At 34.4% G+C, this 15,914-nt stretch carries 14 protein-coding genes; 5 read left to right on the top strand and 9 right to left on the bottom strand.

Annotated elements, in window-relative coordinates; genetic code table 11:
* Positions 1–9: 9 nt before the first annotated feature.
* The 3 genes from otsB to OQK60_RS01145 all read right to left on the bottom strand — a co-directional run bounded on the left by otsB (position 10) and on the right by OQK60_RS01145 (position 5,500).
* Positions 10–3,963, bottom strand: coding sequence for a trehalose-phosphatase (otsB, locus tag OQK60_RS01155; RefSeq protein ID WP_297683247.1), 3,954 nt, complete (start codon positions 3,961–3,963; stop codon positions 10–12).
* A gap of 143 nt (positions 3,964–4,106) precedes the next feature.
* Complete coding sequence (locus OQK60_RS01150) at positions 4,107–4,718, bottom strand: protein-L-isoaspartate O-methyltransferase (RefSeq protein ID WP_297683245.1); 612 nt, start codon at positions 4,716–4,718, stop codon at positions 4,107–4,109.
* 29 nt (positions 4,719–4,747) lie between these two features.
* A complete protein-coding gene (locus tag OQK60_RS01145; RefSeq protein WP_297683243.1) occupies positions 4,748–5,500 on the bottom strand; it encodes a glycerophosphodiester phosphodiesterase family protein in 753 nt (250 codons plus the stop codon).
* A gap of 46 nt (positions 5,501–5,546) precedes the next feature.
* Between OQK60_RS01145 and OQK60_RS01140 the strand changes: the two genes are divergently transcribed.
* A complete protein-coding gene (locus OQK60_RS01140; RefSeq protein ID WP_297683241.1) occupies positions 5,547–6,818 on the top strand; it encodes an MFS transporter in 1,272 nt (423 codons plus the stop codon).
* On the opposite strand, the gene OQK60_RS01135 is transcribed toward OQK60_RS01140, so the two are convergent.
* Complete coding sequence (locus OQK60_RS01135) at positions 6,810–8,051, bottom strand: 1-acyl-sn-glycerol-3-phosphate acyltransferase (RefSeq protein ID WP_297683239.1); 1,242 nt, start codon at positions 8,049–8,051, stop codon at positions 6,810–6,812. The two genes, OQK60_RS01140 and OQK60_RS01135, sit on opposite strands and share 9 nt — an antisense overlap.
* Positions 8,052–8,200: 149 nt before the next feature.
* Between OQK60_RS01135 and pgsA the strand changes: the two genes are divergently transcribed.
* From pgsA to OQK60_RS01120, 3 genes are read left to right on the top strand one after another with little or no spacing between them, the layout of a single operon-like run.
* Positions 8,201–8,752, top strand: a complete 552-nt coding sequence (pgsA, locus tag OQK60_RS01130; RefSeq protein WP_297683237.1) for a CDP-diacylglycerol--glycerol-3-phosphate 3-phosphatidyltransferase — start codon at positions 8,201–8,203, stop codon at positions 8,750–8,752.
* Positions 8,752–9,804, top strand: a complete 1,053-nt coding sequence (gene rseP, locus OQK60_RS01125; RefSeq protein ID WP_297683235.1) for an RIP metalloprotease RseP — start codon at positions 8,752–8,754, stop codon at positions 9,802–9,804. The genes pgsA and rseP overlap by 1 nt, the downstream gene beginning before the upstream one ends.
* A 2-nt stretch (positions 9,805–9,806) precedes the next feature.
* Entirely contained in the window at positions 9,807–10,481 is a 675-nt protein-coding gene (locus OQK60_RS01120; RefSeq protein WP_297683233.1) for a YggS family pyridoxal phosphate-dependent enzyme, read from the top strand.
* A 55-nt stretch (positions 10,482–10,536) separates the two neighbouring features.
* On the opposite strand, the gene OQK60_RS01115 is transcribed toward OQK60_RS01120, so the two are convergent.
* Positions 10,537–11,202: a tRNA-uridine aminocarboxypropyltransferase gene (locus OQK60_RS01115; protein WP_297683231.1), complete on the bottom strand. Its 666-nt coding sequence runs from the start codon at positions 11,200–11,202 to the stop codon at positions 10,537–10,539.
* Positions 11,203–11,243: 41 nt separating this feature from the next.
* On the opposite strand from OQK60_RS01115, the gene OQK60_RS01110 reads away from it, so the two are divergent.
* A complete protein-coding gene (locus tag OQK60_RS01110; RefSeq protein WP_297683229.1) occupies positions 11,244–12,488 on the top strand; it encodes an NAD(P)/FAD-dependent oxidoreductase in 1,245 nt (414 codons plus the stop codon).
* A 4-nt stretch (positions 12,489–12,492) separates the two neighbouring features.
* Here the strand turns inward: OQK60_RS01110 and OQK60_RS01105 are convergent, their stop codons facing one another.
* The 4 genes from OQK60_RS01105 to OQK60_RS01090 all read right to left on the bottom strand — a co-directional run bounded on the left by OQK60_RS01105 (position 12,493) and on the right by OQK60_RS01090 (position 15,888).
* Positions 12,493–12,855 carry a diacylglycerol kinase gene (locus OQK60_RS01105; RefSeq protein WP_297683226.1) on the bottom strand — a complete coding sequence of 121 codons (363 nt, stop codon included), beginning with the start codon at positions 12,853–12,855 and terminating at the stop codon, positions 12,493–12,495.
* A gap of 67 nt (positions 12,856–12,922) precedes the next feature.
* Positions 12,923–14,791: a methyl-accepting chemotaxis protein gene (locus OQK60_RS01100; protein ID WP_297683224.1), complete on the bottom strand. Its 1,869-nt coding sequence runs from the start codon at positions 14,789–14,791 to the stop codon at positions 12,923–12,925.
* Between the two features lie 114 nt (positions 14,792–14,905).
* Positions 14,906–15,457: a thiamine phosphate synthase gene (locus OQK60_RS01095; RefSeq protein WP_297683222.1), complete on the bottom strand. Its 552-nt coding sequence runs from the start codon at positions 15,455–15,457 to the stop codon at positions 14,906–14,908.
* A 5-nt stretch (positions 15,458–15,462) separates the two neighbouring features.
* Positions 15,463–15,888: a hypothetical protein gene (locus OQK60_RS01090; protein WP_297683220.1), complete on the bottom strand. Its 426-nt coding sequence runs from the start codon at positions 15,886–15,888 to the stop codon at positions 15,463–15,465.
* Between the last annotated feature and the right edge of the window lie 26 nt (positions 15,889–15,914).

Here is a 15,914-nt window from a genome sequence, read left to right as displayed (position 1 = left end):
TTTTTCCTTTCACTTATTTATATAGTCTATCTCTTTAGTCTCACCGCATCCAAGCATAAAAAGCTCACCTTTTATGTTCATATTTATTTCCTTCGCATTCGAAGTTTGAGCCATGATAATAATCTTATCCTGATATATGTCAATATTGAGCCATTGACCTCTATAGTGGAGCTTAAGCTTTATATCTTGCAATTCCTTTGGAAGGCTAGGATTAAGATATAAGATATCATCTCTGGCTTCTAAACCTGTATAACACCTCTGAATAATGTCTATCGTACCTGCCATAGAACCTATATGCACTCCTTCAGGCGTTGTATTGCCTTGAATATCTTCTATGTCTGTTAACATAGCCTCATTAAAATATTTCCACGACTCTTTTCTGTTCACCTGTGCACTTACCCAAGCATGAACAACTTGACTTAAAGAAGATCCGCTTGAAGTTCTTTGTAGATAATATTTAACATTTTTTTTGTGCATGACTTGAGAAAATCTGTAACCAAGTTGATGAAAAAGCTCTTTTAATTCTTCGTTTGAAAAAAGGTAAAAGAGCATCAACACATCAGCCTGCTTTGAAACTTTATAATCATTGGCACTATCACCCTCAGCTTCTAGTATTCTGTCTAATCGTTGAATATTGCTGTATTTACTACGATAAGCATCCCAATCAAGCTCTTTTAGGTTTTCATAGCCCTCAAACTGACTAATTATATTGCCATCATGAAAGGGTATTTTCATTTTCTTGCGTATATCTTCCCATCTTAAAATCTCTGTTTGTTCTATGTTTAGTTTTTCACATAATTCGCTGAAGTTCGCTTGTGAGAGTATATTTTTAAGTTGTACAGCCTTATTGAGAACAAATACAGCCATAATATTTGTATAGGCATTATTATTGACTCCCGGAGTTTCACTATTTGGATAAGCGTCATGGTACTCATCGGGTCCTATAATATTTAAAATCTCATACCTGTCTTCAGCACTGTTATATGTGGCAATACAAGACCAAAATCTAGCAATTTCAAGTATCATCTCTGCACCGTAAAAAGATAAAAACTCGCTATCTCCGCTCACTTGATAATACTGCCAAATATTATAGACAATAGCAGAATTGATATGGCGTTGAAGATGAGTATTATCTTGAAGCCATCTGTTTGATTGCGGATTGAGATGCATTATCTGCGTCTCTTCTTTGCCGTTACTTCCGCTTTGCCACGGATACATAGCACCTTTATATCCTAATGTTTTTGCTGCACGCCTTGCTTCGGGAAGCCTTCTATAGCGGTAAAGCATAAGGCTTCGCGTTATTTGTGGAAGTCTGTAGTTAAAAAAAGGAAATATAAATATTTCATCCCAAAAAATATGACCTCGGTAAGCTTCTCCATGCCATCCTCTAGCCGGGATTCCTACATCCATATCAATACTATGAACCGAAGCGGTTTGCAGAAGATGAAAAGTATAAAGATGCAATACTCTCTTTAAAAAATAGTATTTTTTAATATCTCTAAGATTTAAATCAATATCAAAATTATTCCATAAATGCTTCCAGGCAATCTTATGTGTATATAGCAAGTTTTCAAACCTTTGTATATCTTCTAGTGCAAGTTGTGCCTCAAGATAACAGTTTGATATAGCTTTATCTTTTGATGAATATAGCGACATGCTTTTTTCTACATGTATATAATCTTCGCTGCTTATAGACTCAATAAGAAAACGCTTTGCAATACAAGAACCCTCTTCAACCAATCTAGCTTTTACAACAAGAGGTTCACTATTTACAAAGAATTTTGTTTTTGCTGCCATAGAAACAGTATGATTAGACTGTACCGTCTCCATCTTTAAAAAGATTACATCATTTTGGAGCTCTTTTTCTATACACTTAAGATGCTCACTGCTTAAATCTCTGTAGCGTTTGACCCCTTCGTTTTTAACATTGCCGTCAATTGCGGATTCTATCTCAATACTTCCTTCCCAATTAATCGGCATAATAGTTAGCTCTATTGAAGCGATATGCTTATTGCCCATATGAACAAATCGCCTCTCTACAAGTCTAGTCTCTCTTCCTTTTGCATCACTAAAATGTATAAGTTTATGCAGAACTCCTTCTTGCATATCTAGTTCTTGACGAAAGGATATAATAGTAGTCTCATCTATACCAAACCAAGTCCCGCCCTTTATCCTAAATTTTAATCTCAGCCAGTTTGGAAAATTTACAAGATCCTCATTTTTAATCTCTTTGCCGCCAATCACCGACTTAAGTCTGTTATAGCCTCCCGCCATATAAGTCCCTGGATAGTGTATATCATCAGCTTTAGATTCTATTGATGATGACCTAGTCACAAAGTAACCATTACCCAGCGCACAAAGCACCTCTCTTAACTTTTCCTCTTTTGGTGCGTAGTTATCATAAGTTAAAGACCAGATGTTACCATTTTGCAAAGATGAAGATAGTATCTTTAAAAAATGTAAAGTTTGGTCCGTATCGCGTAGTTTATATTGAGCACCTGTATTTCTTGCTTGGTCTCCTACAAGTATTCCTATTCCATAAGTTTTAATCGCACTAAAAGCATCTTCATCGGTAATATCATCACCTATATAAAAGACTTTACTTCCCATATTTTGTATATGAAGTTTTTGCATAAGCCACTCCAAGGCTTTGCCTTTGTTCCACTCTAAATCCGGTTGTAGTTCATATACTTTTTTACCGTAGCTTTTACGAAGTTTAGGATATTTTTTTATAGCTTCATCTGCTGCATTTTCTACAAGGTGTGCTTCATCTTTAGATACATTTCTATAGTGAAGCGCGATGCTGAATTTTTTTCGCTCTACTAATGCGCCCTCTACATTTTCTAATAGTTTTGTAAGTTTACTCTCCAATAAATCAAAAGTTTTAACAAACTTTAAAGCCCCTTCATACTCCATCTTAATACTTGGGCCTTCAATCTCGTACCCGTGACTGCCTGCATAGTAGATACCTTTAATACCCACCAAACTTTTAATGTCATTAAGTCCTCTGCCGCTAATCACAGCCAAGGTACATTGATTTGAGAGTTTAATAAGCGTGTTTTTCATTGCTTGGCTTAGTTTGGCATCTTTGGGATGAGAAACGATTGGGGTTACAGTTCCATCGTAGTCAAAAAAGACCACAACCTCTTTATCTTTAAATTGACTCTCTATTTTTTTAAATGATTTTAGAGCCGATGGAAGTTCTGTGCTTTTTGCTTCAATATCAATCTCATCTAAGTCTTTAACAACAATATCAGCTCCGGCTTTTTTTAACTCTCTTGATTGTTTATTTCTGTCAACACCGATAACTTTTGCAAAATTACCTTTTTTTCCTGCTTTGACCCCGGCTATAGCATCTTCAATCACAATCGCTCTACTTGGCTCAACATCGATTCTCTTAAGAGCCTCTAAAAAAAGATCAGGTTCCGGTTTACCCTTAAAATCCAGATTTTGAAGATCCAGACCATCAACAATAGCATCAAAATGAGAAGTTAAGTCTGAAGATTGAAGTATAAATCTACAGTTTTTACTAGAAGAGACTACGGCAGTCAAAAAGCCGAAGTTGTTTAATTTTAAAAGTAGTTCTATAGAACTTTCATAAGTTTGAATACCCTCAGATAAAAACTCTAAAAAATAATTATTTTTTAAATTTCCCAAAGATTCTACAGTATCAATATCTGTTGTATTAGCGCCTCTTATTTGCGGAAGCTCTATATCTCTTGAGGCGAGAAAGCTCTTTATCCCTTCATCTCTTGGCTTTCCATCCACATAAAGAAAATAATCTTTGGAGATATCAAAAGGTATGAAGCTGCTACCCTTTGCTCTTTTTTTAAAAAAATCATCAAACGCCCTTTTCCACGCTTTTGCATGTGTTTTTTGTGTTTGAGTTATAACACCGTCAAGGTCAAATATAACAGCATCATACTCTGACTTTTTTATTATATATTTATCTTTTAAAATCATACAACACCCCTCATATTAATCACAAAGATTAAAAAAGATTATTAATCAGTATTTTTTTTTGTTAATACATTGTACTATATTATTGATATAATACGCTTATTTAAAAAAATTAATATATGTTGATAATTACTAAAAGGTAGATTTTAATAAATCAACGGTACAAATGTAAAGCCATAATGTTCAATGGCTTCCAGTTCACCGTTGTCTTTTTTTGTAACTTCAAAAATTGAGCTTCGTACAGGAATAACAAGTTTTCCACCAACTTTTAACTGTTTAGTTAACTCTTTTGGAAACTCATCTGCCGCTGCAGATACTAAAATGCGGTCAAATCTTTCAGAAGGAACTCCTAGCTCATCTGTGGCTTGAATGATTTTTGAATTTTTGAATTTATATTTTTGGAGATTTCTGCTTCCAAATTCTACAAGATAAGAAACTCTTTCCACTCCTGTTACAGAGCCGCTATCTCCAACTATAAAACTCAGAAGTGCCGTTGTCCAGCCAGAACCGCTTCCAATATCTAGAATTTTATCTCCCATACGAGGAGAGAGCATCTCCAACATCATGGCTACGGTTGTTGGCTGAGAAATGGTCTGTCCATTTCCGATTTGCAAGGGATAATCGGCATATACATCCGGAGCTGTCGGGTCAAAGACAAAATCTACTCTATCTACATGTACAAAAGCATCTGTTATATTACGAGAGCGTAGTGCTCCGGTATTTACAAGGTGATTAACAAGATCATTATTGGAAATCATTTTAACTCCTTTAAATATCAGAAAGTTATTTATAAAAAATCTGTAAAGATTCCATTTACACCCATATCAAAAAGTTCTTTTGCTCGAACCGCATCATTTACGGTATATACATTTACAAAAAAACCTACCTTTTTAAGCTTTGCAAGTATTTTTTCATCCACCAGTTCATCATTAAGATTGTAAGCATCTACATGTAGTCTTTTTAAATACTCTATAAGCTCATTTGGATGCTCATCTTCTACTAAAGCTGCTGTTGCTATATTTGGTGCTTTTTCTTTAATCATTAGTAGATACTCATGTCTAAATGATGAGATTAAAACTTGATTTTGCAAATCTTTATCTACTATCTTTTTAAGCACAGTTGAGACTACTGTTTCATCGCTAAATGAGTTGTGCATATCTTTAATCTCAACATTCATATAAAGATGCTTATCTTTTATAAATTCAAGTGCATCATTCAATGTTAGTAGTGGTTCATGCTTTTTGTTAAACCAACTTCCATAATCAAGAGTAGATAATTCTTCAAATGTAAAATCATGGACTAAATAAGGTTTACGAGACTTAAAAGCCTCTATCTCTTGCACATTAGAAGTGCGTTGCAATGTATCATCATGCATAATTATTGGCACAAAGTCTTTGCTCAACTGCACATCAATTTCGATAAAGTCACAATACCCTATACTTTTTTTTAAAGCTGTTAAAGTATTTTCAGGAGCTATAGAGTTAGCCCCTCTATGAGCGGCGATTAAACCAATACGATTAAAAAGTTTTAAAAAATTCATCCTCTATTCTACCATTTATTCTATGCTTTTGTGGTAAAATTGCCCGATGAATAATAATAAAAAAAGTGTTTACTCATGGGCTCTGTACGACTGGGCAAATTCAGCTTACGCAACTACTGTTATGGCAGGTTTTTTTCCTCTGTTTTTTAAAGCTTATTACAGTGCGGATGTTGATGCAACGGTTAGTACCGCACAACTTGGTATTGCTAACTCAATTTCAAGTTTTGTCATTGTACTTATTGCTCCACTACTTGGGGCAATTGCCGATTCTGCTTCACTTAAAAAAAGGTTTCTGTTTTTATTTGCTTATCTTGGCATTTTAATGGCTGCTGCACTAGTCTTTGTTGGCAAGGGAGAGTGGGAAATTGCAGCCTTTATATATGTGCTTGGCAATATCGGTTTTATGGGCTCAAATACATTCTATGATGGACTTTTGCCCTCTGTATCAAATGACAAAAATGTAGATTTTGTCTCAGGGCTAGGTTTTGCTCTTGGATATCTTGGCGGAGGTATTTTATTTGGATTAAATGTATGGATGTTACAAGATTTCACACTATTTGGTTTTGAGAATGAAGCACAAGCGATAAAGGCTTCGTTTATCACTGTAGCTCTCTGGTGGTTTATATTTTCACTCCCTCTGATGCTGTTTGTTCATGAAAAGAAAAATGAAAACACAGATACTACGCCACTGATAATGCAGGGATACCTTAGACTTAAAAATACTTTTTCTAAAGTAAAAAGTCTTAAAGGTCTGCTGCTATTTTTAATAGCTTACTGGCTGTATATCGATGGTGTTGATACCATAATCCGTATGGCAGTAGATTACGGGATGGCTCTTGGCTTTGGTACCGACACTCTTATTCTTTCACTGCTTATTGTGCAGTTTGTCGGTTTTCCTGCCACACTTTTATTTGCCAAACTTGCTGAATTTTGGGATACAAAAAAAGCAATTTACCTCGCTATTGGAGTATACTTTTTTGTTACTCTCTGGTCAGCTACAATGACTCAAGAGTATGAGTTTTATATACTTGCAGTTATTATAGCACTTGTTCAAGGCGGTATTCAGGCACTAAGCCGCTCATACTACTCAAAGATGATTCCGCTGCACCACTCTGCTGAATTTTTCGCCTTTTATAATTTTTTAGGAAAATTTGCTGCAATACTAGGACCTCTTTTAGTAGCAATGGTTGCGCTTATCAGTGAGAGCTCTCGTGTTGCTATTGCTTCGGTAGCTATATTTTTTGTATTAGGGGCAATACTACTGTATTTTGTAGATGAGAAAAAGATAGCTGCTGAAGTACGAAGCTCACTAGATTAGAACAGGATTTCTTTTCATCTCATTAGCTATAGCTTCTCTTGTTAGGTGCATGATCTCATCAATACTTAAGTCATCTGGATAGATTGGTTCTAAAAAAGTTAGTTTAATTTTTTTTGGTTTTGGAATGATTGTACCGGTTCTTAGTGCCTCAAAACCACCGTCTATAACTACTGGAACAACCGGGACATTATACTCTTTAGATAGCATTGCAAAAAATGGTCTAAATTCCAAGAGTTCTCTATCTCTGGTTCTAGCTCCTTCAGGAAAAACCACAACATTACTCCCCTCTTTTAAAGGTTGAGCTACAAGCTGCATAGAGTTTTTCAGGTTAATATTTGCATCAATCAAAATACTTTGACCATTTCTCGAAACAGGCTCAAGCAGCCATGTTCCAAACACTTGCTTAAAAGCTAAAAAGAATGTTCTTTTTAAAATCTTATACGGAAGAGAAGCCTCCAATATAAAACCGTCTAGCATACTCTGGTGTGATGGTGCAAATATACATGTCGTTGCAGGAATATTCTCTTTTGCTTTTATCTCAAGACGAAAATAGAGTTTAAACAAGGGTAAAAGAAGAGTTTTATATGCATACATGATATATGGCGAATAAATCAGCTGATGATTGGCGTTTTTATTTAAAATATCCTTCCACTCTACTTGTGTTGGTTCAAATTTTTTATGATGCTTTTTTACATACTCATAAAGATCCTCTAGCTTCATAATATTTGAGAATATAACTTCATCTACATGTACATCAAAACTCTCTTCAAGAAAAGCAAATAGTTCCACATAATCAAGCGAGTCCAGTCCAAGGTCTAGCTCTAAATGTGAAGATATAGATATATGTGAGTCTGTATAGTTTTTAAGATGCTCTTTAATAGCTTCGTATAACTCATCATCAGGCTCATGACTCTCTTCTTTAGTGTAAACTTTTTTGTTTTTTATCAACTCATTTATGGCACTTAAATCTATCTCACCTGAGTCTGTTTTTACAAGAGGCTCTTTTGAGATAAGATAACCGCGTACTTTTTCATCTTCATCTACTTTCATATTATATAGCTCAACTGCGTACCAGCGAAGCTCTTCTTGTATATTTATTATTTTTGCAGACTTTAGTGCTTTAAAATCTGGGTGCATAACGGCAAAAGGATGATTATCATAAATAACTACAACTATTTCTTTAACGAAAGGCGATAGAGATAAGATTTTATCTTCTATTTTTTTTAAATCCATTTTTTCTCTTATATAGGTTGTTTAAGTAATATTTATAGTATCTAAGTTACAAATATAATGTCAAGGTACAAATAAATTTATAGATAATTTTCAAGCCTATATTAAGAGCCAAAAAGCTAAAATGTCACAATATTAAAATAAGGATATATTTGCTAAATCTTCCAAACGCATTGGCATCACTACGCATACTTTTAGCTCCTATTATGTTTTGGATTATTTTAAATCCTGATTACTTTACAGATGCAGGTTATGACATTACTTGGAACTACTACTTTGCTTCACTTCTTTTTGTTTTGGCAAGTGTTACGGATTTTTTTGACGGTTATATAGCAAGAGAGTGGAATCAAATGACCATGCTTGGTGCTATCATCGACCCGCTTGCAGATAAAATGTTAATCATCGCTGCATTTTTAGGTCTTATGATGATTGGAGAAGCAAGTGCATGGGCGATTTATATCATTATTATTCGTGAGCTTTTTATAACAGGGATTCGTACTGTTGCAGTCAGCGAAGGCATAAGTGTACAAGCCTCATGGGCTGGAAAAGTAAAAACAGTAGCGCAAATGTTTGCAATAGGATTTTTACTTATGCATTGGCCTTACGGCACGGAGCTTCTGTGGTTTGCGGTAGCTCTTACTCTCTACTCAGGTTTTGAATACCTGTATGGATTTAGAAAAGCATCTTTAAAAGGTAAAAATTAATGAGTTTTTTAGTATCACTTTTAGTCCTCTCAGCACTTATATTTTTTCATGAACTAGGTCACTACTATGCAGCTCGCTTGATGGGTGTGAATGTTCAGGTTTTTAGCATAGGTTTTGGTAGAAAGATTGCTTCGTTTTACAAATGGGGAACTGAGTGGAAGATAGCGCTCATCCCTCTTGGCGGATATGTAAAGATGAAGGGACAAGATGACACCGACCCGACAAAAAAAAGCTATGATGAAGACAGCTACAATGTAAAGACTCCTCTTCAAAAGATTTTCATACTTTTAGCAGGTCCGATTGCAAACTTTGTTTTAGCATTTGTACTCTACTTTATCATTGCTCTTGGCGGTCCAAACATTTTATCTCCTGTTATCGGTAAAGTTGTTAAAGATTCACCTGCCTTTGTCGCTGGACTAAAAACAGATGACACAATTCGTTCAATCAACGGTGTAGCTATTAGCACTTGGAAAGAGATGGCTGAGATAATAGAAATGTCTAACGGCTCACTAGATTTAGAAATTCAAAGAGCTGGATTTATTGAGCACATAGTACTTACTCCTGCCATAACTGAGACAACAAATATGTTCAATGAAGTGATTCAAAAAAAGATGATTGGGATTGGAAGTGCCGGAGTTTCACACAAGCTTGAACTAACTCCAAGTGAGACTCTCTCTTATGCAACCCAGCAGACTATTTTTGCTTCAACTATGATATTTACCGGACTTAAAAAACTGATAGTCGGTGAAGTTCCTGCAAAAGAATTAGGCGGAGTTATATCCATAGTAAAACTAACATCTGATGCAACTGATGCAGGCTGGATGAGTGTTTTGTTTTTTGCGGCACTTATCTCGGTAAACTTAGGAGTATTAAACCTACTTCCGATACCCGCTCTTGACGGTGGACATATTATGTTTAACCTTTATGAGCTACTATTTAAAAGAGAAGTAAGTGAAGCGATTATGATTAAGCTTACTATTGCCGGGTGGGTCATACTTTTTTCACTTATGGGATTAGGTGTTTATAACGATATTAATAGATTGATGGGGTAAAAATGAACCAAGAAGAATACAAAATTTACATAGATGATGTAATAAGAAGAGTTGAGTTTGCAAGAGTCAGAGTCAGCGGATATCACATAGTCAAGATTGTTGCAATTAGCAAGTACTCAACAGCTAAAGAGATAGAAAAACTGTACAACATAGGACAAAGAGCCTTTGGAGAAAATAAAGTTCAAGACTTAAAAGCAAAATCTGCAGAACTTGAAGAGTTGCCTCTTGAATGGCACTTTGTAGGAAACCTGCAAAAGAACAAGATAAACAACCTGCTTGATATAGACCCTACTCTATTTCATGCTCTTGACTCAATGGAGTTGGCAATGGAGTTACAAAAGAAGCTAAAGGCAAGAGATATGACTCTGGATGCTCTACTTCAAATAAACTCTGCAAAAGAGGAATCTAAACATGGAGTGATGCCAGAAGTTGCAAAAGAAATATATGAGCAGATTCAAAAAGAGTGTCCAAACATCAACCTAAAAGGTGTTATGAGTATCGGTGCACACAGCGATGAGAGAGCTGTTATTAAAAAGAGTTTTGAGACAACTTATGATATCTATAAAGAGCTTGAAGGTGCAACCATATGTTCTATGGGAATGAGTGGTGATTTTGAGTTAGCTATTGAGTGCGGGTCCAATATGATTAGGCTTGGCTCAGTTTTATTTCCTGAGTAACTTCTCTAAAGTAAATGCTTTAGAGTTGCACTTGCTTAATCAGCAGTGTGGTTATTTATAATATTTTTTTATGTTTATATCTGACGGCATTACTAAGCGGATTCTCTATACACTTTATCTGATACTCTATCATTTTATGAAAAGGGTTTAAAAACTTAGATAAGTTATTTGTATCTAATTTCTCAATATTTTGCTTGTTTAAAAGTTCTAAAACTCTCAATGTAGACTCTATTGTAGACAAATAATAATCTTGGGGCTGTTCTTTTATCTTAAACTCTGATAGAGTTGTGTTTTCAAAGCTGATATGTTTTAAATCTTGCAGGTTTTTAGAGTCTCTAAGCATCTTGACTGAACATGACCAGGTAGAGTCAATAATAAATATAGCCCTCTCTTTTTTTGTATCACTAGTGACATGTAGATTTTGATTACTAATATTTGTGGCATCTTTTGAGGGATAAAGAATATAACTTTGACATGTAGAAATAATCTCATTTATCTCTTTATGGTTTGTAAAATCTACTCCGACAAATAGTTTTGAATTGTTTAAAGAGAGGTGAGTTAAATGGCCTGTACCGTTTTTTACTTTCTTAAACTCTTTTGGGTGCATAAGTACAATAAATTTTGTATTTGTATCAATTTTATGTACATGGCTGCACATACAAGAACTTTTGGGTCTGTAGCAGTTATAACATTTTTCTCTATCACCAAAAAGTGTTTGCATATCCAACCTATAAAATAATGGTAATTATACTAAAATATCATATGAATTTAAAAAAAGAGTATGACCTTATCGTTATTGGCGGCGGTGCTGCAGGTATGATGGCTGCAATAACGGCAGCTAGAGAGAAAAAAAGTGTACTTCTTCTAGAAAAACTCTCACAAATCGGCGCAAAACTCAAAGCTACGGGCGGAGGTCGCTGTAACCTTACAAATACTCTCTCAAACGAAGACTTTATGGCCAAATTTGGTCGTGACGGACGCTTTATGCAAGATGCGCTTGCAGAACTTGACCATAAGGCTTTGGTAGATTTTTTCTCTAAAATTGGAGTTGATACACATGCTCCTGACGGCTTTAGAGTCTTTCCCACTTCTCACAGTTCATCTACTATAATCTCTGCTTTAGAGAACGAAATGAAAAACCTACATGTAGAAGTAATATGCTCACAAAAAGTTGAACAGATACTGCACTCTGACAATCACTTAAATGGCCTTAAAACGCAAAATAATACATTTGGCGCATCAAATGTCATAGTTGCAACTGGAGGTCTTGGTTACCCTGCTTTAGGTGCTGAGGGTGATGGATACGATATGGCAAAAGATTTGGGTCATAAAGTCACAGAGTTAAGCCCTGCAATGATGCCTCTTCGTACAAAAGAAGAGTGGGTCAAGAACTGCCGTGCTGATACTATTGCTAAAGTTGAGATGAAAGTAGATATTAAAAAGCATGCAAAGCTCAGGGCAAATGGAGATTTGATTTTTACAAAAAGCGGTATCAGGGGTCCTGTTGTTTTAGACTTTGCCAGAGAGATTACGCCTCTGCTTTCAAAATATAGTGAAGTTCCAATACTTTTAAATCTCACAAAAGGTATGAACGAAGAGCAGTTGAGTAAACACTTGAAAAATGAAGCTGCGAAGAATCCACATGTAGAAACTTTAAAACATGTTTGCACCCTGCTTCCTGAGCCTCTCTCTATAGAAATACTAAACTTGGCAGAGATAAATCCCAAAGAAATCTACTCTAAAATTGCTGGTGCAAAAAAGGCAAAACTCATCTCGCTTTTAGCTTGGACACCGCTTACTGTCACGGGACACGACGGCTTTAAAATGGCAATGATTACTAGAGGCGGAATAAACTTAAAAGAGATAAATCCAAAAACTATGCAGAGCAAGATTGTTGACGGACTATATTTTTGCGGAGAAGTTATGAACCTTGACGGTCCATGTGGAGGATACAATCTCCAATGGAGTTTTGCCAGCGGTTACTTAGCTGGAAAACTTTTAAAATAATTTTTTAATTTACTATATCGAGTATGACAATTGCCCAAGTTACAACAAAAACAACTATGCTCAAAAACACTATCGAACTTCCTACATCTTTAGCGCGTCCAGCCATCTCATGATGCTCTAGCGTGACTAAGTCAACCACTCTCTCTATTGCACTATTAACAGTCTCCGCAATAAGCATAAGCATCAATGAAATAAACATCAAAGCTTTATTTACCAGCGTTGTATCAAGAAAAATAATAACAGGAATTAAAACAATTGCAATAATCAACTCTATTTTAAAAGAAGACTCATTTTGAATCATATCTTTGAGTCCATTTAAAGCATAGCTTGTGTTTTTAAAAAAATTATATTTTGGTTGATTTCTCAATACATTCTCCTATTTAAGTGAAATTCTATCATAAATAAGAGAGTTTGCTACAAGATTTATACTGTGCTTATGTCCTAAACTGCTCAAGTTTTCCCGCAAGTGATGATGTGAGACTGTTTAAATGCTCTGATGCTGATGCTATCTCTTCTACACTTCTTGAATTCTTTGATGATATAGAGTTTATCTCACCAATTTGCTCAGAAATTGCTACAATACTTACTCTTGTTCTTTCAAAGTCATCTACGGTTTTATCACTTGAATCTGTCGCATTATTTACAATACTTACTGTTGCTTTGATTTTGTTTTCAACTTCATTTGAGATTTGCACTAACTCATCCATCTGTTTTGAGTTAAAATTCATCTGCTTACTTGCAGAGTTTGTTGACTGAACAATTACACTTATAGTTGCGTTTATCTCTACTAATGTTTTTTGCGTTCTCTCTGCAAGTTTTCTAACTTCATCAGCAACAACAGCGAAACCTCTTCCGTGTTCTCCGGCACGAGCGGCTTCAATAGCAGCATTAAGTGCTAAGAGATTTGTTTGTTCTGCTATGTCAGATATTATATTTAGTACATCTTTTACCTGATCCATATCTTTTGTCAGATTTTCTATATTCATAGCAAGTTCCATCTCAGATTCTGTACCGCTTTGAACCTTTGAAGTCAAATAGACGACTTCATCTCTTGCAGTGTTTAACAAACTATTTGCTTCAAGCATCTCATCTTTGCTTTTTTTTGCATCTTCAACAGCTTGAATTATCTCATCTGATATTACTGATGTTTTATATGTTGCATCAGATATTATCTTAACTGATGATTCAACATTTAACCCTACTTGCATAGAGGTTGTAGATAGTTCATTGGATATAGATGCATTTTCGGCAGAACTTGTTTTGGCATCTTCTATTACATTTCTAAGCTCCATAAACATAGAGTTTAAATCTTTTGCCAATATACTAAGTTCATCTTCGCCGCTAATTGGAATATGAGATGATAAATCTTTGTTTTTTGCAATCTTAATAATCTCATCGGAAATACTTTTAATCCCTTTGTTTATCTTTTTTGACACAAAATATGTAAAAGAAGCAATAATAAATAGCAATATAAAAAATATAGTAATATTGAAACTCTTTATTTGCAACTCTCTTTCATCTATAACACCATTAACATTTTCGATAAGTTCTTTGAGTGCCAAATCCGTTGTATGAATAGTATCTCTCATTTTTCCTAAAGCACCATCTTTAGGGGTTAAACCTATCTTTTTGTATCCCTCTACAAAATTATAAAAATCTTTTTTATAATCGTTTAAAAGAGATACCGTTTTATCATAATCAGAAAGTTTTGCTTTTTTTGCATTATTTAAAAAGCTATCAATTGATTTGTTAAATTTATCTAAATATTTAAGATTTTTTCTAAGCATAAAATCTTTTTCTCCACGACGCAACATAAGCATATCTACTTGAAGTTTATAGTTTGAATCCTTTTTTAACAAATCTTCCAAGTTATGCACACTGTTTCTTAGTGAGCCGTAAAGCCCGTCTTTTGAGTTAAGACCTATCTCTTTTTGAATAGTGATGATTTCATTAAACTCTTTGGAATATTCAAGTAAAACATCTTTTAAAGCTCCAACTTTATTTCCATTAATGCTGTATTTTTCAAATCCAACTGAAACTTTATCAACCGATGCCAAAAGTTTTTGAAAATTCTTTTGAAACTCTTTTTGATATTTAAGGTTCTTTCTAGCCAAAAAATCTTTCTCATTTCTACGCAATTCTAGCACACTGTTTTGAATATTTTTAACTTCATTTTTTAGTTCAAATAACTCTTTTGTCTCTTTAGATGAGCTGTATGAGAAAAGACCTAAAATTAAAAATGAAATCAAAGATATAACCGCCATAGCTATAAGCTGTGCTCTAAAAGTTTTTAAAACAGACATTTCAACCCTTTTAATTTAATTTGATTAATTATAATTAATTACTTGTTAATAACAAATTAAAATAAATACAATTAGTTAAAAGCTGTTGATATCTTTAAGAATGTCTATATTAGCTTAGTAAAAGTACCTGATAGAAGCAAATCCATGCACTTCCGTTTCTTCTAGCATTTTTACATGAGACTCTTCTACTACTCCGCCAAGAGCAAAAACTTTTATGTTAGTTTTACTTAAGAGTTCTTTTAAATCTTCTATTCCTTTGGGCTCGCCTTTTCCTGGTGAAAAAAAGATTGGGCTGTATGTTACAGCGTCCGCGCCAAGCATCTGCGCTCTTGAAACCTCTTGGTGGGTGTGTGTGCTGATTATAACTTGAAGTCCTAGACTTTTGGCATGTTGTATTTCCTCAAACTGCTTAGATGTTAAATGAACGCCAACGGCATTTAACTCTTTTGCCAAAGATACATCTTGATGTATAAAACTTTTGATGTTATCAAATTGTGAGCAAACTTCTACAAAATGAGCAGCTTGAATATCGTAATTTGGGTTTGATTTATCTCTATACAAAGCATAGTCGGGCAGATGTTGAGTAAACTGTTCATGCAAAATATTACAAAATATTGATGGAGTATCTGTATAAAACTCTCGTGATGTTATAAGATACTTATTCAAATTATTTATCTGTTTCTCAGGTTTTGAAAATCAACTTGTACAACATCCACACCGCTTTTATATCTATCTGCCATTGCATTTACATGATACTCTAAACGGTTAAGCAGATAAAGCTCATCAGCACTGTATTTTGATTTTGCTTCTCTTATATAGTTTTGTAAAAAGTCAAGTTTTTCCTCTTCTTTTTCATACTCTATACTTTTGACTATATCTTGAATTTCATCGTATTCATCACCACATTCTGATAAAAAATCATACGATAAATCAATCGTTTTCATTGTGTCAAGTGCCCTAGAGAAGGCAAAATGGTTATAAAGTAAACAACCTACAAAATACTCTATATCTGAACTTTCAAACTCAGAATATTGATGATTTTCAGACTCAAAACGCTTATGCCAAATTTCTAAAATTTTTTCTATTTTTTTATCCATGCAGAATTATACCCTATAGCAATTAA

The sequence above is a fragment of the Sulfurimonas sp. genome, from assembly GCF_026196735.1.
Classification (GTDB): domain Bacteria; phylum Campylobacterota; class Campylobacteria; order Campylobacterales; family Sulfurimonadaceae; genus Sulfurimonas.
The sequence above is the reverse complement of the archived record's forward strand: the minus strand, read 5'-3'. Positions and strand labels throughout refer to the sequence as shown.

What these genes read in the sequence shown, in the direction of transcription:
- OQK60_RS01110 (WP_297683229.1), top strand. Translation starts at nt 11,244, where the DNA reads ATGAATTTAAAAAAAGAGTATGACCTTATCGTTATTGGCGGCGGTGCT.
- rseP (WP_297683235.1), top strand. Translation starts at nt 8,752, where the DNA reads ATGAGTTTTTTAGTATCACTTTTAGTCCTCTCAGCACTTATATTTTTT.
- OQK60_RS01150 (WP_297683245.1), bottom strand. Translation starts at nt 4,718, where the DNA reads ATGATTTCCAATAATGATCTTGTTAATCACCTTGTAAATACCGGAGCA.
- OQK60_RS01135 (WP_297683239.1), bottom strand. Translation starts at nt 8,051, where the DNA reads ATGGATTTAAAAAAAATAGAAGATAAAATCTTATCTCTATCGCCTTTC.
- OQK60_RS01115 (WP_297683231.1), bottom strand. Translation starts at nt 11,202, where the DNA reads ATGCAAACACTTTTTGGTGATAGAGAAAAATGTTATAACTGCTACAGA.
- OQK60_RS01140 (WP_297683241.1), top strand. Translation starts at nt 5,547, where the DNA reads ATGAATAATAATAAAAAAAGTGTTTACTCATGGGCTCTGTACGACTGG.
- OQK60_RS01090 (WP_297683220.1), bottom strand. Translation starts at nt 15,888, where the DNA reads ATGGATAAAAAAATAGAAAAAATTTTAGAAATTTGGCATAAGCGTTTT.
- OQK60_RS01120 (WP_297683233.1), top strand. Translation starts at nt 9,807, where the DNA reads ATGAACCAAGAAGAATACAAAATTTACATAGATGATGTAATAAGAAGA.
- OQK60_RS01100 (WP_297683224.1), bottom strand. Translation starts at nt 14,791, where the DNA reads ATGTCTGTTTTAAAAACTTTTAGAGCACAGCTTATAGCTATGGCGGTT.
- OQK60_RS01145 (WP_297683243.1), bottom strand. Translation starts at nt 5,500, where the DNA reads ATGAATTTTTTAAAACTTTTTAATCGTATTGGTTTAATCGCCGCTCAT.
- otsB (WP_297683247.1), bottom strand. Translation starts at nt 3,963, where the DNA reads ATGATTTTAAAAGATAAATATATAATAAAAAAGTCAGAGTATGATGCT.